Source organism: Azorhizobium sp. AG788 (assembly GCF_004364705.1).
Taxonomy (GTDB): Bacteria; Pseudomonadota; Alphaproteobacteria; order Rhizobiales; family Xanthobacteraceae; genus Azorhizobium; species Azorhizobium caulinodans.
Map to the genome: position 1 here is coordinate 534,550 of NZ_SOBM01000003.1, position 19,503 is coordinate 554,052.

General features: G+C 67.6%; 14 protein-coding genes. 6 read left to right on the forward strand and 8 right to left on the reverse strand.

Annotation, left to right across the window (positions count from 1 at the left end; all coding sequences use genetic code 11):
- Positions 1–98: 98 nt before the first annotated feature.
- The 3 genes from aspT to DFO45_RS10300 form a co-directional block, all read right to left on the reverse strand.
- Positions 99–1,775, reverse strand: a complete 1,677-nt coding sequence (aspT, locus tag DFO45_RS10290) for an aspartate-alanine antiporter (RefSeq protein ID WP_012168651.1) — start codon at positions 1,773–1,775, stop codon at positions 99–101.
- 100 nt (positions 1,776–1,875) lie between these two features.
- Positions 1,876–3,537 carry an NAD-dependent malic enzyme gene (locus DFO45_RS10295; protein ID WP_133864759.1) on the reverse strand — a complete coding sequence of 554 codons (1,662 nt, stop codon included), beginning with the start codon at positions 3,535–3,537 and terminating at the stop codon, positions 1,876–1,878.
- Between the two features lie 722 nt (positions 3,538–4,259).
- Positions 4,260–4,640, reverse strand: a complete 381-nt coding sequence (locus DFO45_RS10300) for a response regulator (protein WP_348633840.1) — start codon at positions 4,638–4,640, stop codon at positions 4,260–4,262.
- A 334-nt stretch (positions 4,641–4,974) separates the two neighbouring features.
- On the opposite strand from DFO45_RS10300, the gene DFO45_RS10305 reads away from it, so the two are divergent.
- Both DFO45_RS10305 and DFO45_RS10310 read left to right on the forward strand, forming a co-directional pair.
- Positions 4,975–8,391 (forward strand): autotransporter domain-containing protein, encoded by a 3,417-nt coding sequence (locus DFO45_RS10305; RefSeq protein WP_133864761.1) that lies wholly within the window; start codon positions 4,975–4,977, stop codon positions 8,389–8,391.
- A 291-nt stretch (positions 8,392–8,682) separates the two neighbouring features.
- Positions 8,683–9,174 carry a MarR family winged helix-turn-helix transcriptional regulator gene (locus DFO45_RS10310; RefSeq protein ID WP_133864762.1) on the forward strand — a complete coding sequence of 164 codons (492 nt, stop codon included), beginning with the start codon at positions 8,683–8,685 and terminating at the stop codon, positions 9,172–9,174.
- Between the two features lie 20 nt (positions 9,175–9,194).
- On the opposite strand, the gene pdeM is transcribed toward DFO45_RS10310, so the two are convergent.
- Both pdeM and DFO45_RS10320 read right to left on the reverse strand, forming a co-directional pair.
- Positions 9,195–9,896, reverse strand: a complete 702-nt coding sequence (pdeM, locus tag DFO45_RS10315; RefSeq protein ID WP_133864763.1) for a ligase-associated DNA damage response endonuclease PdeM — start codon at positions 9,894–9,896, stop codon at positions 9,195–9,197.
- 322 nt (positions 9,897–10,218) lie between these two features.
- Positions 10,219–11,322 (reverse strand): NADH:flavin oxidoreductase/NADH oxidase, encoded by a 1,104-nt coding sequence (locus DFO45_RS10320; protein WP_133864764.1) that lies wholly within the window; start codon positions 11,320–11,322, stop codon positions 10,219–10,221.
- A gap of 394 nt (positions 11,323–11,716) precedes the next feature.
- Here DFO45_RS10320 and DFO45_RS24915 point away from each other — a divergent pair, with 394 nt between their 5' ends.
- Together DFO45_RS24915 and DFO45_RS10325 are read left to right on the forward strand one after the other, a co-directional pair.
- The gene (locus DFO45_RS24915) at positions 11,717–11,893 is read left to right on the forward strand and encodes a hypothetical protein (RefSeq protein WP_166657095.1); all 177 of its coding nucleotides are present in this window, start codon (positions 11,717–11,719) and stop codon (positions 11,891–11,893) included.
- On the forward strand, positions 11,894–12,649 hold the full coding sequence (locus DFO45_RS10325) for a class I SAM-dependent methyltransferase (RefSeq protein ID WP_133864765.1): 756 nt from the start codon (positions 11,894–11,896) through the stop codon (positions 12,647–12,649).
- 206 nt (positions 12,650–12,855) lie between these two features.
- Here the strand turns inward: DFO45_RS10325 and DFO45_RS10330 are convergent, their stop codons facing one another.
- The 3 genes from DFO45_RS10330 to DFO45_RS10340 form a co-directional block, all read right to left on the reverse strand.
- A complete protein-coding gene (locus DFO45_RS10330) occupies positions 12,856–13,170 on the reverse strand; it encodes a hypothetical protein (protein ID WP_133864766.1) in 315 nt (104 codons plus the stop codon).
- Between the two features lie 70 nt (positions 13,171–13,240).
- Positions 13,241–15,838 (reverse strand): ligase-associated DNA damage response DEXH box helicase, encoded by a 2,598-nt coding sequence (locus tag DFO45_RS10335; RefSeq protein WP_133864767.1) that lies wholly within the window; start codon positions 15,836–15,838, stop codon positions 13,241–13,243.
- A 51-nt stretch (positions 15,839–15,889) separates the two neighbouring features.
- Positions 15,890–16,387 carry a peptide deformylase gene (locus DFO45_RS10340; RefSeq protein ID WP_133864768.1) on the reverse strand — a complete coding sequence of 166 codons (498 nt, stop codon included), beginning with the start codon at positions 16,385–16,387 and terminating at the stop codon, positions 15,890–15,892.
- Positions 16,388–16,525: 138 nt separating this feature from the next.
- Here DFO45_RS10340 and DFO45_RS10345 point away from each other — a divergent pair, with 138 nt between their 5' ends.
- On the forward strand, positions 16,526–17,791 hold the full coding sequence (locus DFO45_RS10345; protein WP_133864769.1) for an MFS transporter: 1,266 nt from the start codon (positions 16,526–16,528) through the stop codon (positions 17,789–17,791).
- 119 nt (positions 17,792–17,910) lie between these two features.
- Entirely contained in the window at positions 17,911–19,437 is a 1,527-nt protein-coding gene (locus DFO45_RS10350; protein ID WP_133864770.1) for an ATP-binding protein, read from the forward strand.
- Positions 19,438–19,503: the final 66 nt, after the last annotated feature.

The following is a 19,503-nucleotide window of genomic DNA, read 5'->3' on the forward strand; positions in this document are numbered from 1 at the left end:
TCGCGCCCCATCCCGGAAAGGCCCGTGCCGGACCGTCGGTCCCGGCCGCCCGGACGCCGCCACCTCCCGCAAGGGCGGACAGCGGCGCCCGGACTGGCTCAGAAGACGTTGACGACGACGATGGTCAGCACGGCCATGACGAGGCGGGAGACCGCATAGCCGATGGTGTAGCCGAGCGCCGGCACCTTGCTGCGCCCGGCATCCTGGAGAGCACCCAGCGCCGCCGTGGTGGAACGGGCGCCGGCGCAGGCGCCGAGCATGATCGCCGGGTTGAACTTGAACACGTAGTGGCCAAGGAAGAGCCCGACGAAGAGGGGCACCATGGTCACCACCGTTCCGGCGAGGAACAGCGTCACACCGTAAGTCTGGAGACCCGAGACAAAGCCGGGCGCGGCATTGAGGCCGATCACCGCGATGAAGCCGTTGAGGCCCACATTGTTGAACACCCAGAGCGCCGGGCCGGGGATACGGCCGAAGGTGCGCTTGGTTGAGCGCAGATAGCCGCAAAAGATGCCGGCGACGATGGCGCCCACCGACGTGCCGAAGCTGAGCGGAATGCCCGCCACATGCACGGTGATAGCCCCGAGCAGGCTGCCCACCACGATGCCGAAGCCCATGAAGGCCATATCCGAATTCTCGAGCGGACGGTCGGCATAGCCGAGCTCCTTCGCGATCTTGGCCACGTCCTCCTTGGCACCAAGGATGGTAAGCACGTCGCCCCGCTGGATGGTGATCTCGCTGTTGAGCGGCATCGCCAGATCCGACCGCACGAACTTGGTGAGGAACACGCCGCGGCCGGGCTTGCCGAACAGCGTACGCAGGATCTCGCCGAGGGTCTTGTTGGCATAGGCGCGGTTGGTCACCACGAGGTCCAGCAGCTCGGTGGAGAAGTCCAGCAGGGGCACGTCCTTCACCTCGACGCCGAAGCGGTCCTGATAGGCGATGAGCGCGCTCAGGCTGCCGGAGAAGGCCACCACGTCATTCTCGTGGATGACCGTGCAATCGTCGCAATCCACGATGCGATTGCCGTTGCGCACCCGGCGCACGAAGATCTCGTGGTTGAACAGCCGCTCGATCTCCCGCACGCTCTTGCCGATCAGTTCCGGATTGTTGACCCGGAAGGCGCGGGCGGAGAATTCGCGATAGGCAGTGGTGCCGTTGCCGACGCCGGTGCCATGGGCCTTCTCATAGGCCTCGCATTCCGCCGCCAGATCGAACTTCAGCATCTTCGGGGCAAGGGTGGCGAGGATCCAGGCGGACCCCGCCGTGCCGAAGGGATAGGTCACCGCATAGGCGACCGGCATGAGCGACAGCGCCATCTTCAGTTGCTGCGGGTCGAGACCTGACTGGGAGATGAGGTCGGTCGCGACGCCGAGGACGGTGGAATTGGTGTAGCCGCCCGACAGGAGGCCGGCGGTGAGCGCGGCATTGTAGCCCAGGAGCTTGCCAAGAATGACCGCCGTCACAAGACCGGAGATGCACACGAGAACCGCGAACACAACTTGCGGCAGGCCATCGCTGCGGAGCGCGCGGACGAACTGCGGGCCCACCGCATAGCCGACGGCGAACAGGAACATGGCGAAGAAGGTGGACTGAAGCACCGGCGGCAGCGAGATGTTGGCCTGACCGATCAGCAGGCCCGCCAGCAGGGTGCTGGTGACGGTTCCGAGGCTGAAATTGCCGATCTTCAGATTCCCGACCCAGAAGCCGATGGCGATCGTGAGATAGATCGCGATCTCCGGATACTTCTGGATGGTTGCGATAACGGAGGACATGACACGTCTCCAAGCGACATGGTCGACCGGGCCGGCATCCGCCGGCCCGGTACCCAGGAACTCGGGAACCCGCAGGTTCCGGATCAGGATGGGAAAGTGCTCAATAGCGGGGCTTGTAGAGCTGCCCCTCGATCCAGGCGCGGATGTCGCGGGGACGCTCCACCTGCGCGAGGCCGGCGTCGAACATGTATTCGACGATGCGGGTCGCGGTGGTGACTTCCGTCTCCAGGATCTGGTCCTGGCTCGGATACAGCATCCCCTTGGCGCAGAGCGCGGGACCGACCTGATCGGCCGTGGCATGGGCCGCCACGATGAAGCACTCGTCCGTGAGGCGCTTGGGACGCGCCACATAGGTGGCAAGGCCGATCGCCGGGTAGATGTAGAAGTTGTTGGCCTGGCCCGGACGGTAGATCTTGCCCTCGAACTCCACATCGTCGAACTGCACGCCGGCGGCGAAGAGCGCCTTGCCCTTGGACCAGGTGTAGGCCTGTTCCGCCGTGCACTCGGCCTTCGTGGTGGGGTTGGACAGCGCGAAGATCACCGGGCGCTCGTTCAACTGGCTCATGGCTTCCACCACCTGCTGGTTGAAGGCCCCCGCCTTGGTGCTCACGCCGATCAGGACGGTCGGCTTGAATTCCTTGATGAACTTCACGAAATCCTTGGTCGGCGGACCCTTGTGGGCATAGAGCTTCTGCGCCTCGGTGAGGTCGGTGCGCGAGGCTTCCACGAGGCCGTTGACGTCGAAGAGGGCGATGCGGGCGCGCGCCTCCTCGGCGGTGAGACCCTTGGTCTGCATTTCGGCGGCGATGAGCTTGGAAATGCCGATGCCCGCGGAGCCGGCGCCGAGGAACAGCACCCGCTGCTCGGTGAGCTTGCCGCCGGTGATGTTCATCGCCGCGGCGATGCCCGCCAGCGCCACGCTGGCCGTGCCCTGGATGTCGTCATTGTAGGTCAGGATGCGGTCGCGGTAGCGGTCGAGCATGCGGATGGCGTCCGTGCCCTTCCAGTCCTCGAAATGCACGCAGCAGTCGGGGAACACCTCCTGCACCGCGGTGATGAATTCCTCGGTCAGTTCGTCGAGCTCAGCCTCGGCCAGCGGGGGCTCGCGGGTGCCGAGATAGAAGGGATCGGCCCTGAGGCTCTCGTTGGTGGTACCGATGTCGAAGAGCACCGGCAGCAGGCAGTCCGGCGGCACTGCGGCGCAGGCCGTGTAGAGCTGGAGCTTGCCGATCGGGATGCCCATGCCATTGGCGCCGATATCGCCAAGGCCGAGGATGCGGCCGCCGGTGGAGACGCAGATGAAGCGCACGTCCTTGCGCGGCCAGTTGCGCAGCACCTCAGCAATGCGACCCTTCATGTGGCGGGTGATGTACATGCCTCGGGCGCGGCGATAGAGATTGCCGAAGGTCAGGCAGGCATCGGCGACGGTGGGATCATAGAGGATCGGGATGAAACGCTTGGGGTCGGACATGATCGTCTTGTAGAAGACGGTCTCGTTCCGGTCTTCGAGGCCGATCAGATAGATATAGCGCTCCAGATCATCCATCTTGGTGTCGAGATGGGACAAAACGCGCTCCACCTGCCGGTCGAGGGATTCCACCGCGTGCGGCAGCAGGCCTTCGAGGCCCAGAGCCTGGCGTTCGTCGCGGGAGAAGGCCGTGCCCTTGTTCTGGTTGGGTTCGTGCAGCAGCGCCAGGCCGGAAGACGCGAGCGCGTGCAGGGGAGCCTTGGTGCTTTCGACGTGCTTGAGCTGAGAAGCCATTTTCGTGTCCGCCATACTCTGTTCTGTCTTGAGGGGCAGCGCGCCGGAGATCGGCGGAGGCTGGCCTCGCAAAACAGATTGGCAAGGGCCGTGCCAGCTTCTGTGAAAATGAAATCTCTTTGATTCTGAACGTCTTTTTTCAGCCCAGCCCGGATTGTGCAAATGATCCGCATCCGGTTTCCCGACGATCATCCGGATGCGGCGATCGGGAATTCGAATGCCGCTGCCTCACCCTGACCGCCGGCATCCAACCGGCCGGGCGCGTCGGCGCCCGGCCCCGTTCCTGATGGAATGGAACGCACCACTGACGCTTGAGAATTCAAGCGTTCCTTCCGTCGATGAGCAGAACGTTCAATACTGCCCGCTGATCCTGCGGCATGTAGTCCGGATACGGCGAAGGCCGGATCCCGCTCTAGGCAAACGACCTACCGCGGCAGGCGCCAGCCGATCCGAGATGGCAGAGACCTGTTGAAGGACCTCACCGTGGACAGCGCGCGCGACTTCGATAACGACAAGCCCGTGCACCCGCGCGGCATGGATGTCGCGTCCTTCGACGGTCTCATCCTCACGCCCGAAGGGACGCGGGAGAGCATCGAGGCCGGCACGCGTCGTCTCGAAGCCGCGACATCCCTGGAAGACGGAGGCGCACTCCACGCTCGGGGCGGGCGGCGTCTTCCCGTTCCGGCTGCCGGCGCCTGGGGCTTAGCCGGGAGGCGCCCGGTTCAGGCCGGACGCCCGGCCCCGCGTGCTTCGAGCGCGCGATCGATGCAGTCGATCATGGCGCTGCCTTCGAAGGGCTTGGCCAGAAAACCGAAGGCGCCGGCCGCGTCCACCTGCCGGCGCACCTTCTCCTCGGGATATCCGGTGATGAAGATGAGGGGCACCGTGTCGCCCTCGGCCCGCAGCCGGCTCTGGAGGTCCACGCCGCTCATGCCCGCCATGTGAATGTCGGTGATGACGCAGTCGGCCTGATCGCGCTCGGCAGACTTCAGGAAGTCCTCTGCGGACGCGAAGGAGCGCGTGCCAAACCCGAGGGAGCGGATGAGACTTTCGGTCGCCCGGCGGACGGCTTCGTCATCGTCGATGATCGCGATGGTCGGCACTGGGGACACTTCGGGGGACACCTCGACATGCAGGACCTCGGGTCCGTCTCCGCGCACCCGCATCGCGCCACCTTACCCGCGGCCCGCGCCCGCCGATATTATACACAGGTTTGGCCGCCGGCCGATTTGCGCGTCCGGCATCGACGACGCGACCCCGGAACCGCGCGAAGCGCAACCCCGGATTGCCGAAGCCGCCCTACCACGTGTGACCGGAACGGCACGCCTCCCGCCCGTCAGGAGAGGCGGCGTCATTGAAAATGGCAGGCGCGCTGATTGTCACCTGTCCGTCATGGAACGCCCGTAGGGGCAGCGTGATCTGCGGGGGTTACATTCCATGCGCTGCCTTTCCTCGTCCGTTTCGCGGACGGCCATTGCCTGCGCTCTGGCCTTTGCGCCGGCGCCCGTTCTTGCTGCCAGCTTCACCGTGCCGACGGGCAGCACCAATACGACGGCGCAAACGCTGACGGGTACGCAGACCGGCGCCGTTTCGGTCGGCGGCGCACTTTCCACCACCGCCAGCAGCGTGACGCTCGGCATCGCCACCGGCACCGGAGTCGTGCTCAACAATGCCGGCACCATCTCGTCCGGCAACCGCGCCATCGACACCACGTCCACCGTCACCGGCCTGCTCACGGTGAACAACGGCGGCGCCATCACGGCGACGGACGACGGCTTCCGCATCAACGGCACGCTGGCGGGCGGGACGCTCCTACTCAGCAATTCCGGCACCATCGTCTCGTCGACGGGCCAGGCGCTGGATTTCGACAAGGCCACGGCCACGAACGCCATCGTGACGATCACCAATTCCGGTTCCATCCAGTCCAGCGGTTCGGACGCCGTGCGCCTCGGCGGCGGCACCATCAGCCTGAGCAATTCCGGCACCATCTCCACGACCTCGGCGGGCAAGCGGGCGATCAAGTTCGACACCGCCTCGAACGTCGACACGCTGGTGTCCCTCTCCCTCAACAACGGGATCGGCGGGCTGATTTCCGGCACGGACGATGCCATCAAGATCGCAGGTAATGCCGGCAGCACCTCGGCGGCGGTGATCGCCATCAACAATGCCGGTACCATCCGCTCGACGGCGGGCGGCCAGGGCATCGATCTGGGTGACCTGACCTCCACCAGTCTGAAGATCACCATCACCAACCAGTCCACCGGCCTCATCACCGCATCCGACAATGACGGCATCAAGGCCGGCATGAACACGGTGGTCAGCAATTACGGCACCATCAGCTCGAACTACACGACCACCTCTGCGGACGTGCAGAACTACTCGGCCGTCAAGTTCGATGGCGCTTCGGGCGCCGTGCACAATTACGCTGGCGGCGTGATCTCGGGCGCCTATCACGGCATCAAGGCCTCGGGCCTCACCGACAATATCGACGTCATCAACGATGCCGGCGGCACCATCACCGGGCGCAACGGCTCGGGCGTGAATTCCAACGGCACCGGCTCTGTGCTGAACTACGGCATCATCACCGGCAGCTTCGATCCCGCCGCGAGCTTCGGCGATGGCGACGGCGTGGACATCGACCACATCGGCACCATCGTCAATTACGGCACCATCCAGGCGCTGGGCTCCAAGGGCACCAAGCCGGGCGAGACCAAGCCCTCCACCAGCGAGGGCATCGCCATCGGCGGCGGCTCCATCACCAACGGCTCCGCCACGGTGCGCACCGCGCTCATCTCCGGCGCCAACAACGGCATCCTCGCCGACGACAGCAACAGCGGCAGCATCTACGGCGCGCTGACCGTGACCAATTACGGCACCATCCAGGGCCTCAACGGCTACGGCATCCAGGTGGTCAACAATGCCGGCTTTGCCACCACCATCACCAATTATGGCACCATCTCCGGCACCACCTATGCGGTGGCCATGGGCAATGGCAACGACCTCTTTGTCTATGAGGCCGGCTCAAGCGTGAACGGCGCGGTGAAGGGCGAAGGCGGCACGGACACGCTTCGGCTCGGCGAGGTGGCCGGCACCTTCAACCTGTCGCTCCTCGGCGACAGCGCCACCTATCAAGGCTTCGAGATCCTCGATCTCGCCATTGGCTCCGGCTGGACCGTCACCGGCTCCAGCAGCTTCTCCGGCGCCACCAATGTCACCGGCGCCAGCCTGACCCTCAACAACGCCTCGCTCGCGTCCTCCGTGGTCACGGTGGGCGGCACCAATGCGGTGCTGGCGGGCACCGGCACCGTCGGCGGGCTCGTCGCCAATTCCGGCGCGACCATTTCCCCCGGCCTCACGGCGGGCAGCATCGGCACGCTTTCCGTGAACGGGGCCGCGCGCTTCGGCAGCGGCTCCACCTATGCGGTGACGGTGACCAATTCCGGCGCCAGCGACCGCATCGCCGTCTCGGGGGCCACCACCCTCTCCACCGGCGCCAGCGTGAGCGTGCAGGCCATCGCCGGCCTCTACAACTTCCGCCAGACCTATACGATCCTGACCTCCGCCGGCGGCATCTCCGGCACCTTCGGTCCGGTCTCCTCAAACTTCGCCTTCCTCACGCCCTCCCTCAGCTATGACGCCAACACCGTCTATCTGGCACTGAACCGCAACGACACGACCTTCGCCAGCGTCGCCACCACACGCAACGGCCGCCAGGCCGCCGCCGCGGTGGAAGCGGGCGGGCCGAACACCGCGCTCTACAATGCGGTGGCGACCGGCAGCATCACCGCCTCCCAGTCCGCGTTCCAAATGCTCTCGGGCGAGGCGCAGGCCTCCTTCGGCACCACCGCCTTCAACCAGAACCAGATGGTCGGCGATGTGATCGACGCCCGCCTGCGGCAGTCGAACTATGCGGGTGCGACGGGTGCCGCCGCCGGTCTGGGCGCCGGCGGACCGACCGCTTATGCCAATGAGCGCGCCGTAAAGGCCGGCCCCTTCTCCAGCGCCGTTGCGCCCGCACCGGCGCCGCAGGCCTGGACCGGCTGGGTGCAGGGCTATGGCCAGTGGAACCACCTGAGCGGCAACGGCAATGCCTCGACGCTGGACAGCACCGTGGGCGGCGTGCTCGCCGGCCTCGACACGAGCGTCAACAACTGGACCCTGGGCTTCGCCGCCGGCTATGGCTGGTCCAATTCCTCCGTCGCCAATCTCGGCTCGCAGGTGAACAGCGACACCGCCCAGTTCGCCTTCTATGCCGGCACCGCCTTCGGCGCGCTCAAGCTGCGGGCCGGCGCGACGCTCGCCTACTCCAACGTGGACAGCAACCGCGTGGTGGTGGTCGGATCGCTCAGGGAACGGCCTACCGCGTCCTATGACGGCTGGTCCGGCGGCTTCTTCGGGGAGGCGGGCTATGCCCTGCCTGTCGGCCCGGTGGCTTTCGAGCCCTTCGCCCAGCTTGCCTGGAGCGGGGTGAACATGGGCAGCTTCGCGGAGACGGGCGCGCCGGTGACCGGCCTCTCCTCCTCGGGCCTGAGCTTCGACACCTGGTACACGACGCTCGGCCTGCGGGCGGCGGGAGCCGTCTCCTTCGCCGGTTACAACATCGTGCCGCACGCCTCGGTGGGCTGGCGCCATGCCTATGGCGATGTCACGCCGGCTCTCGCGGTCACCTATCTCAACACGGGCACCGGCTTCACCGTGCAGGGCCTGCCCATTGCCGAGGACAGCGCGGTGCTCGGCGCCGGGCTCGACCTTGCGCTGGGCAAAGGCTTCACGGTGGGGGTCAGCTATGACGGCGCCTTCGCCTCGTCCAGCCAGAGCAATGCGGTGCGCGGCACCGTCGGCTTCACCTTCTGACGTCGGCGCGGGCCACCCGGCCCGCGTCACTTTGCCTTTTTTGCGCCGAACGCAGCCGAACGGCCCCTCTGTTGTAAAATTGTAAGCCGGCGTGAGGATAAGAAGGCGCCGCGCCGATTCTGGCCGGGTTCCGTCCACCGGGGCCACCCAGCCCCTTTGCAGGGGGACAGGCAGATGCCCTGGGAGGCGGTGGTTTTCCGTGGGGGCGCTGAGCGCCGGGCAGGACCCTCGCGGCCCCGCCCGGATCCGCAGCAGGCTGACATCGCCGGTGTGCCGGCACGAGGGGGCGGGATGAAGGATCCGATTGCGAAGTCCATCGGCTACCGGCTCAACCACACGGCCCGGCTCCAGCGTGCGCTCTCCGCGCGCCTGCTGGCCGACCTCGGCCTGTTTCCGGGCCAGGAATCGGTGCTGAAGATGCTGGTGGAGCAGGACGGCCGCACCATGGGCGAACTGGCCACCGCCCTGCGCGTGCGCCCGCCCACCGCCTCCAAGACCATTGCCCGCCTGACCACACAGGGCCTTGTGGAGCGCCGCGCCACCGATGGCGACGGCCGCCTCGTGCGCGTCTTCCTCACCGGCACCGGACGCGAGCGCGGCCTCGCGGTCGACGGCATCTGGGAAGCGCTCGAGACCGAGATCGTGGACGGGCTCGACAACAAGGAGCGCAAGCGCCTGCGCAAGCTGTTGCGCAAGGTGGAGAAGAATCTTGCCGCCCGCCTCGGGGCCGACCATGGCGCCGACGACGAGCCGGAGGGCGCCGAGGAAGACGAGGAGGCCTGACCGACCGGGGCCCGACCCGGTCAGTCCATCAGGCAGGCGGTGGAGGCGATCCGATAGGTGCGCCCCTCGCCCAGCATGTGCGCCTCGAACGGGCCGGCGAACAGACCGGCCAGCGCGCCGTGGCGCACATTGAGCCCACCCGCATAGGCGCCCAGCGCCGGCAGCACGACGCGTCGTCCGTCGGTGGCAAAGCAGCGCCGGCGGATGGACCGCCCGCGGACTGATAGACGCGCCACGGGATGGAGATGGCCCGCCACCTCGCCGGGCGTGTGGTGCTCTGACGGCTCGTGGCGGAAGACCAGCGGGCCGAGGGAAAGTTCGCGCACCCACTCGCCCTCGAGCCCCGCCTGCGGCTCGGGATCGTGGTTGCCGGCCACCCAGATGAAGCTGCGGCCGGCCTGAAGGGTCGCTAGGCGACGGCGCGCCTCGTCGTCGAGCCGTTCGGCGCCCCAGCGGTCATGGAAGCTGTCGCCCAGCGAGACGATCGTGCGCGGCTGGTGCGCGTGGACGAGCGCCTCCAGCCGGGCGAGGGTCTCGACCGTGTCATAGGGCGGCAGCATCTGGCCGCGGCGGGCGAAGGCGGAGCCTTTCTCCAGATGCAGATCCGCCACCACCAGCAGCCGCTCGTCCGGCCACACGAGGGCGCCCCTGGGATCGAGCCAGACCGCGCAGCCGTGAAGGGCTGTCAGCGGTTGATAGGCGGAATCGACGCGGGCGAGCATGGCCCTTCTTCGCCCATCCGCCGCCCCTCGGCAAGACCGATGTTCGCGGGATGTTCCCGGTGCCTGGGTGTGGTGGGCGGAACGGCAACCGGCCGGGCGGAGCGGCGGCCGGCCGTCGCAGCGCGTCTCGCACGGCTTCGGCGCAGCGCTCGCCACCCCTCCCCTTTCCATCACGGCCGCACTTGCTCAGGCCATCCACGGGCCGGGGCCAGGAAAGGCCTCAAAGGTCGCGCCAACGACCCGGCGTGGATGCCCGGGACAAGCCCGGGCATGACGAATGGGAAGGCGATGCCCAACAAGCGGCGGGCGGCGTCGCGCCCCATCAGCGAAAGAGGTGGCGCAGGCCGGAGGGCTGGCAGCGCAGATATTGCGGCGGGGCGGTGACGCTGGCCCCGAGGTCGGCCGCCGCATGCCAGCCCCAGCGCGGGTCATAAAGCGCCCCGCGCGCGATGCCGATGGCATCCGCCTCGCCGGCCGCGAGGATGGCCTCCGCTTGCTTCGGCTCGGTGATGAGGCCGACGGCGATGGTCGGCAGGCCGGTCGCATGCTTTACGGCCTTGGCGAGCGGCACCTGATAGCCAGGCTCCACCGGAATCTGCTGCAAGGGCGAGAGGCCGCCGGAGGAGACATGGATGGCGTCGGCCCCCTTCGCCTTCAACGCTTGCGCGAACGCGATCGTGCCCTCGATGTCCCAGCCGCCGTCCACCCAGTCAGTGCCCGAGACGCGCACGATCACCGGCACGCTATCCGGCAAAGCGGCGCGCACCGCCTCGAACACCTCCAGTGGGAAGCGCATGCGGTTTTCCAGCGACCCGCCATAGGCATCCGTGCGGGCGTTGGAGAGGGGCGAGAGGAACTGATGCAGCAGATAGCCGTGGGCGGCATGGATCTCCACCGCCTCGAAGCCGATGCGCGCGGCGCGCCGGGCGGCCTCCGCAAAGGCCGTGCGCAGGCGGTCGAGGCCCGCGTCATCCAGCGCCACGGGCGGGGCGTCGGCATTGCGGAAGGGGAGCGCGGAGGGCGCCACCGTCTGCCAGCCGCCTTCGGCCTCGGGCACCTGCCCGCCACCCTTCCACGGCTGGGCGCTGGAGGCCTTGCGCCCCGCATGGCCGAGCTGGATGGCGAATTTCGGCATGCCCTCCGCCGGGATCTGCGCCTTCACCCGCGCGATGACGCCGGCCAGCGCCGCCTCCGTCTCATCGGACCACAGGCCGAGATCGAAGGGCGAGATGCGCCCCTCGGGCGTGACGCCCGTCGCCTCGATGATGAGCAGTCCCGCCCCGGACATGGCGAGCGTGCCGAGATGGATGAGGTGCCAGTCGGTCGCCGCCCCCTCCTTCGCCGAATACTGGCACATGGGGGCGATGACGATACGATTGTCGAGCGCGAGGCCGCGCAGGGTCAGCGGTTCAAACAGCAGGGGCATGGGAAATTCCGGGAGGAATGGGAAGATGCCGTCAATATGGGACGGCGGCGCACATTCGGCGAGTGCCGATTGGGCCCGGCTTGCGCCTTCGCCCGCCGTAACACATGGCCCGCGCACCCCAGTCTCACGCCGGCCCGCAGACACCGCCGGCCGGACGATCGAACGGAAAGCGAACCGGCTTTTCCACAGGCCAGGCGCCTATCGATCAATCAGCCGCCAACCGACGCGGCGAAGGTTCAACAAGGTCTCCTTGGGGTTGATCTCATGGGCGCCAGATGCGACGCATAAGGTTGAGTGCGGCAATGCGCAGGGGACCTTGAACGGATGTTCGGGCGCCTCGAAACGCGGGCCACACGAAATGGCTAACTCCAGATGACGGCGGCGCGGGCTGAACATGGCGACGATAAAGACGGCCGAGATTGAACAGTTCGTGCAGATGGTTGACAGCAATTATGCTGGAAATCTCGCCCATCCCGAACTGGCGGCAGCCTATTATCCGCTGTCCCTCTCGTTCGAGACGGAAGTAAATCAGGAGATCGATCCGTTCTCGGAGGAATATTTCCAGCAGTAGTTGGCGCTGTACAAGGAAATTTCCGGTCGCGAGCTGAACCAGTGGGATGGCGAGCTGCATCCCGTGGATGTGCCCTCGCTGGTGAACGCCAGCAACCCGCTGGGCCTGGCCCATGCGCCGTTCATTGCCGAGCACGTGCGGGCGCTGACGACGATGTTCACGCTTTCGAGCCTCGATGTCCGGCCGAACATTCTGGACATGGGTGCCGGGCACGGCGTGAGTTCCGAGATTTTCGCTTTCTGCGGCGCCCTTGTGCATGCGGTCGATATCGACCCCCAGCTCAGCCTGCTGAGCAAGGTCCGGGCCGCTGCGCGCGGCTATGACATCCGGCGCAGCACCCTGAATTTCGATGATCTGTCCAGCGTGCCGGACAATCATTACTCCGCGGCCTTCTTCTTCCAGTCCCTTCACCATTGCCTGCGCCCCTGGGTCCTGATCGAGACACTGAAGGGCAAGATCGTGGCCGACGGCGTGATCGCATTCACCGGCGAGCCGGTTCAGGCCGGCTGGAAGAACTGGGGTATCCGCATGGATCAGGAATCCATCTACGTGGCCCGGAAGTTCGGCTGGTTCGAATCCGGCTGGTCGCACGATTTCATCCGCGAGTGCTTCGCGCGCAACGGCTTTACGCTCAAGTTCTTCAGCGGCGGCCACGGCGGCGGCGAAATCGGGGTGGCCACGGCCGATCCGGGCAAGTTGGCACGCTGCGTCGCCGCCGCGGCTCACCACGGCTTTGCGGAAAGATACCCCGGGTGAGGAATAATGAGGGAGGCAGGGGGCGGGACACTCGAACGCGTCTGGCTCGACGGTACACCGCAAACCATCGCCTCCCTCATGAGCTCTTGCTCTAACGCGAAACGCAGCAGGGTAGCGGTTCCGGAAGCAGGAACACGGAAGATCGCGAGAGAAACGGAAAGAGTAAACTCGGCTTTGAAAACCTCCCGCCCTCTCGCGGGAGGCGCTCAACTCCCGTTTCGCTCCTTCACCTTCTTGACTGCTTCAAGCTGGAAACGAAGAGCAGTCAAAGCGTCCTGCTCCTTCGGCGCGAGCTTGCTCACGTCCACCTGGGCCATGAGCACCTCCAACGCATCACCGATGCGCCCGAGCTGCCGTCCATAACTCCCCACGTCATCCAGGATTGCCTCTTCGGCGGCGGGATTGCCGGAGCTGCCGAAATTGAGCGTAAAGAAGCTGAGTTGCGATTTCTCAAAGAAACGCCAGGGATTGATGGATTGCCAGAGTTCATCGGGTGCCCACCCGAACATCCGCTTCGGCATGATCACCTCCAGTGCTGAAAGCCCAAGCTTAAGCAGGCCGGAACCGGTTGCATAGAAGCGAAAAACAACCTCACCCCATCGCCTCGCGCACCAGTTCCTCCTCGGCTTCCGCCAGAAGCGCCTCGTGGGTCTCGGGCCCGCCCACGCTCTCGCGGCCGATTTCGAGGAGGACGGGCACCGAGAGCGGCGAGACGCGCTCCAGCGGCTGGTGGACGATGTGGCCGCGGATGCGCATGAGCATGTCGGAGAGGCGGCGCACGTCGAGGAGACCGGTGGCGGCGTCGGCGCGGGCCGCGCGCAGCAGGATGTGGCCGGGCTCGTGCCGACGCAGCACGTCATAGATGAGATCGGTGGAGATGGTGACCTGCCGGCCGGTCTTCTCCTTGCCCGGAAAGCGCCGCTCGATGAGGCCGGCGATCACGGCGCAATAGCGGAAGGTGCGCTTCATCAAGGCCGATTCCGCCAGCCACGCCTCCAGATCGTCGCCCAGCATGTCCGCGTCGAACAGGGCATCCAGCGAGAGGCGGCCGTCTTTCGCCGCCGCGCCCATGTCGCCCGCCGCATAGACGGCGAGGGCATAATCGTTCGCCACGAAGCCGAGCGGCTTCAGCCGCGCCCGCTCCAGACGGCGGGTCAGCAGCATGCCGAGCGTCTGGTGGGCAAGGCGCCCCTCGAAGGAATAAGCAACGAGATAATAGCGGCCGGAGCGGGCGAAAGTCTCCACCAGCAGTTCCTTGCGGCCCGGCAGGCGGGAGCGCTTCTTCTGCAGTTCCAGCCACTCGCGCACCTGCGCGGGCAGCGCCGCCCAGCGTGACGGGGAGGCGAGCAGCGCCCGCACGCCGGCGGCGAGGAAGGTGGAGAGCGGGAACTTGCCGCCCGCATAAGAGGGCACGCGCGGCTCGGTGGCGGTGGTGCGCGAGACATAGACCTCGTCCTCCACCATGGTCTCATAGCGCAGGATCTCGCCCGCGAAGACGAAGGTGTCGCCGGGCACGAGTGTCTCGATGAAATACTCCTCCACCTCGCCCAGCATCCGCCCGCCGAAGCGCGGCCGACCGGCCGGGCCGGTCTTCGGCGCGCCGCGCGCGGAGACGAGGCGCACCTTCAGCATGGTGGCCTCGACGATGGTGCCCACATTCATGCGGTAGGTCTGGGCCACCTGCGGATTGGCCACCCGCCAGAGCCCGTCCTTGGTGCGGCGGATCTTGGCGAACCGCTCATAAGCGCGCAGCGCATATCCGCCGGTGGCGACGAAATCGAGCACCGCATCGAAATCCTCCCGCGACAGGGCGCGGTAGGGCGCGGCGGAGCGCACCTCCTCATAGAGCGCATCCGCCGAGAAGGGGGCGGCGCAGGCGCTGCCGAGCACGTGCTGGGCCAGCACGTCCAGCGCGCCCTCGCGCTCGGGGGGCGTATCCTGCGCGCCCGCCGCCACCGCCTCCAGCGCCGCCCGGCATTCCAGCACCTCGAAGCGGTTGGCGGGCACGAGCACGGCGCGGGAGCTTTCATCCAGCCGGTGATTGGCGCGGCCGATGCGCTGCATGAGGCGGGAGGAGCCCTTGGGGGCGCCCACATTGATCACCTGATCCACATCGCCCCAGTCGATGCCGAGATCGAGCGATGAGGTGCACACCACGCCCTTGAGCCGTCCGGCCGACATGGCGGCCTCCACCTTGCGGCGCTGCTCCACATCCAGCGAGCCATGGTGCAAGGCGATGGGCAGATTGTCGTCATTGATGCGCCAGAGCTCCTGGAACAGCATCTCCGCCTGCCAGCGGGTGTTCACGAAGACGAGGCTGGTGCGGTGGGCGCCGATGAGGGCATAGATCTCCTCCAGTGCGTGCAGCGCCGTGTGGCTGGCCCAGGGCATGCGCGCCTTGCTCTCCAGCATGGAGAGGTCCGGCGCCGCCCCGCCTGCCGCCACAACGAGGTCGGCCAGCGTCTCCTTCTTCAGCAGGCCGTCCGCCTGCCGCACCAGATAGCGCCTGAGATCGTCCGGCTCGGCGACGGTGGCGGAGAGGCCCACCGCCTGAAGGCCGGGCGCAATGGTGCGCAGGCGGGCGAGCGCCAGCGCCAGAAGGTCGCCGCGCTTGGAGGTGACGAGGGCGTGCAGTTCGTCCAGCACCACGCGCTTCAGGCCCGAGAACAGGAATTCGGCATCCTTCGAGGCCAGCAGCAGAGCAATCTGCTCGGGCGTGGTGAGGAGAATGTCCGGCGGGTCGCGGCGCTGGCGCTGGCGGCGGGAGGACGGCGTATCGCCGGTGCGGGTCTCCACGCGGATGGGCAGGCCCATCTCGCTGATGGGCGCTTCCAGATTGCGGGCGATATCCACCGCCAGCGCCTTCAGCGGGGAGATATAGAGCGTGTGCAGCGGCGAGGTGCGGGGCGGCGGGGTCCGGCCCACCGGCTGGCCTTCCGCCTTTTTCGCCTTGGCCTGCGCCTTGCGGGCTTCCGGGCTGCGGGCCTCGGTCAGTTCCACCAGCGTGGGCAGGAAGCCCGCCAGCGTCTTGCCCGCGCCGGTCGGGGCGATGAGCAGCACGGAGCGGCCGGCCCGCGCCGAGGCGAGCAGATCCAGCTGGTGCCGGCGGGGCGCCCAGCCGCGCGCGGCGAACCAGCGCTGGAACACATCGGGAAGGGCGCCGTCGCGCCTTTGCTTGAGCGTGGACACGCCCACAAGATAGGCACGCGGCCCGTCGGGCGCGAGACGCGGCGGAAACGATCAGCCCGCCTTCAGCAGCTTCTCGTATTTCTTCACCACCCGCTCGCGCTTGAGCCGGGAGAGACGGTGGATCCAGAAGATGCCGTCGAGCTGGTCGATCTCGTGCTGGAGGCAGACCGAGAGCAGCCCGTCCGCCTCCACCTCCTGCGCCGCGCCGTCGAGCCCCTGATAGGCGACGCGCACCCGCGCCGGGCGCTCCACCTCCTCCACCACGCCCGGCATGGAGACGCTGCCCTCGGGGTGGCGGCCCATCTCCGGCGAAGCCCAGAGCACGCGCGGGTTCACATAGAAAGCGGGCGCGGTCTCCGGCAGTTCCAGCACCACGAGGCAGATCATGAGGCCGGCATGCGGGCCGGTGATGCCGATGCCCGGCGCGGCGCGCATGGTGTCGAGCAGATCCTGCACCTGCTCCGCCAGCGCACCGTCGAACACCGTCACCGGCTCTGCCGGCTGGCGCAGGCGCGGATCAGGAAAGCGCACGAGGTCGAGGACGGCCATGGATCAGGGCTCCGGGGGATGAGGCGGCGGCACACAAGCATGCCGTCCGCCGCGGGTCCATGGCTGGCGCCCGCAACGTGCGACTGTTGCGCGCACGCCGGCCGTCCTATGGTGGCGCCCTGCGTAGGGGAGCGTTCGATGGCGCCGACAAGATACCGCTGGTTCGTGATCTTCCTGCTCTTCGCCATCACGGTGGTGAACTATATCGACCGCGCCGCCATCGCTTATGCCATCACCGCCATGGAGCGCGATCTCGGCCTCTCGCCTGCCGCCGCCGGCAGCATCCTCGGCGCGTTCGGCGTCGGCTATGCGATCACCACCCTGCTCGGCGGCTTCGCGGTCGATCGCTACGGCGCCCGCCTCGTGCTCACCATCTCTGCCGTGCTGTGGAGCCTGTCCATCGGCGGCACCGCCATGGCCACCGGCTTTGCCAGCCTCTATGCGGCCCGCGTGCTGCTCGGCGTGTCCGAGGGGCCGAACTTCCCGGCGCTGACCGGGGCGGTGAGCCGCTGGCTCGCGCCCAGCGAGCGGGCCACCGCGCTCGGCAACGCGCTGGTGGCGGTGCCGGTGGCCCTCGCCATCGGCGGACCCATCGTCACGCAGCTTCTGGCCCATCTGGACTGGCGCACGGCCTTCGGCGTCCTGTTCGCGCTCTCCATCATGTGGGTGCCGCTCTGGCTGGTCTTCTTCCGCAACCGGCCGGAAGACTCCCGCTTCGTGAACGCTGCGGAACTCGCCCACATCCGCACGCCCGATGCGACTGGGCCCGCCAAGCCTGCGGCGGGACACGGCCCCGGCCTCGCGCGGCTGCTGCTGACCAATCCCACGCTGGTGTCCAATTACTGGGCCTTCTTCGTCTTCGGCTATTTCCTGTTCTTCTTCATGACCTGGCTGCCCAGCTATCTGGAGCAGGCCTATCATCTCAACCTGAAGCAGGTCGGCCTGTTCACCGTGCTGCCCTGGCTGGCAGCGGCGGTCGCCCTGTGGTCCATGGGCCGCTGGTCGGACCATCTGCTGCGCACCACGGGTCGCCTGCGGGTGGCGCGCTCCTATCTCATCGCCGGCTCGCAACTGGTGGCGGCGCTCGCCATCGTGCCGGTCGCGCTCACGGACAATCTCGCGGTCGCCATCACCGGCATCACGGTGGCGGTGGCCGCCTCCATGGGATCTAACGCCGCTTATTATGCGGTGAATGTGGATGTGGTCCCTGAACGGGCGGCCTCGGCGCTCGGCATCATGGACTTCGCCTTCGCGCTTGCCGGCTTCCTCGCCCCCGCCATCACCGGCTGGGTGCTGGCGCTGCGGGGCTCCTTCACCGACGGCTTCGCGCTCATGGCGGTGCTGGCGCTGTCCTCGGTCGTGGTCGTGCTGCTCTTCCACCATCCCGACCGCCACCGGGCCTGAGGCATCAGGCCGGGCGGCCATGCGGAGGGGTGAGTTGAATCGCGGGGGCGAATCGCTATGACTGGTCCCTCGCATTCGATGGTCAAGGCAAAGCGCAGGCGCGTGGGGATCAAGAGCCGATGAAGGTTTCGATCGAGCTCGGTCTTTCCAGCCAGGGTGCCCCCGCGCCCGTTCCGATGGACCTTGAGGAGCTTCTGGCCACCCGCCTGCTGGTGCAGGGCAATTCCGGCTCCGGCAAGTCGCATCTGCTGCGCCGCCTGCTGGAACAGAGCGCGCCCTGGGTGCAGCAGGCGGTGATCGACCCGGAAGGCGACTTCGTCTCCCTGGCCGAGAAGTACGGCCATGTGGTCGTGGATGCCTCCCGCAACGAGAGCGACCTCCACCGCATCGCCAGCCGCGTGCGCCAGCATCGCGTTTCCGTCGTGCTGGACATGGAGGGCCTCGACAGCGAGCAGCAGATGCGCGCCGCCGCCGCCTTCCTCGGCGGCCTGTTCGACGCCGAGCGCGACCACTGGTATCCCATGCTGGTGGTGGTGGACGAGGCGCAGCTCTTCGCTCCGGCCGCCGGCGGCGAGGTTTCGGACGAGACCCGCAAGGCTTCGCTGGGCGCCATGACCAACCTCATGTGCCGGGGCCGCAAGCGCGGCCTTGCCGGGGTCATCGCCACCCAGCGCCTCGCCAAGCTCGCCAAGAACGTGGCGGCGGAAGCCTCCAACTTCCTCATGGGCCGCACCTTCCTCGACATCGACATGGCCCGCGCCGCCGACCTGCTGGGCATGGAGCGCCGGCAGGCGGAGATGTTCCGCGATCTCATGGCGGGGCACTTCGTGGCGCTCGGCCCGGCCCTCTCCCGCCGGCCGCTGCCGGTGAAGATCGGTTCGGTGGAGACCGGTGCCCGCTCGGTGACGCCCAAGCTCCTGCCCCTGCCGGATGCTCCGGCCGAGAACATGCAGGAGCTCATATTCACCGCCGCGCCGGACGAGGACGAGCGCCTGCCGCCCCCGCCCCGCCGCGCGCCGGCCCCGGTGCCCACCGAGAACATCCTCTCCCAGCTCGCCCGCGCCACCCGCGAGGCCCCGGCGCAGGCGGGCCCCGCCGCGCCCACCATGAGCCCGGAGGAGCGGCAGGCGGCCATCGACCAGGCGCTGAAGGAAATCCTCTCCGATCCGGAAGCCGGCTTCCGCACGGCGGCGGTGCTCTATCAGGACTTTCTGGTCCGCTGCCGCATCCGCAAGGTGGCGGGCGAGGCCCTGAGCCTGCGCGCCTTTCGACGCCGGCTCGCCATCGCCCATGCGGGCATCGACAGCGGTGAGTTGGAGAAGGAAGATTCGCCCTGGGGTGAGGTCATCTCCATGGCCGGCCAGTTGCCGGAGGACATGCAGAGCGTGTTCCTCGTGCTCGCCCGCGCCGCCCACGACGGCAAGCCCTGCCCCTCGGACGCCGGTGTCGCCCACGCCTATGGCACGCGCTCGCTGGGCCGCGCGCGGCGGCTCTTGGCCTATATGGAAGAACAGGGCGCCATCGTCTGCCGCACAGACGGGCGGGGCCAGCGCATCATCGCCATTCCCGGCCTTGCCTGGGAGACGGCGCCCGGCGATCCCAACGCCCCGCATGAGACAGTTTCCCGTAGCGAAGCTGCGGAGTAGAACCACCCGAGCCGCCCCAAGAATCGACGAATCGTGGCGCCCTGCGTCGCGATCAACGCCAGAGGT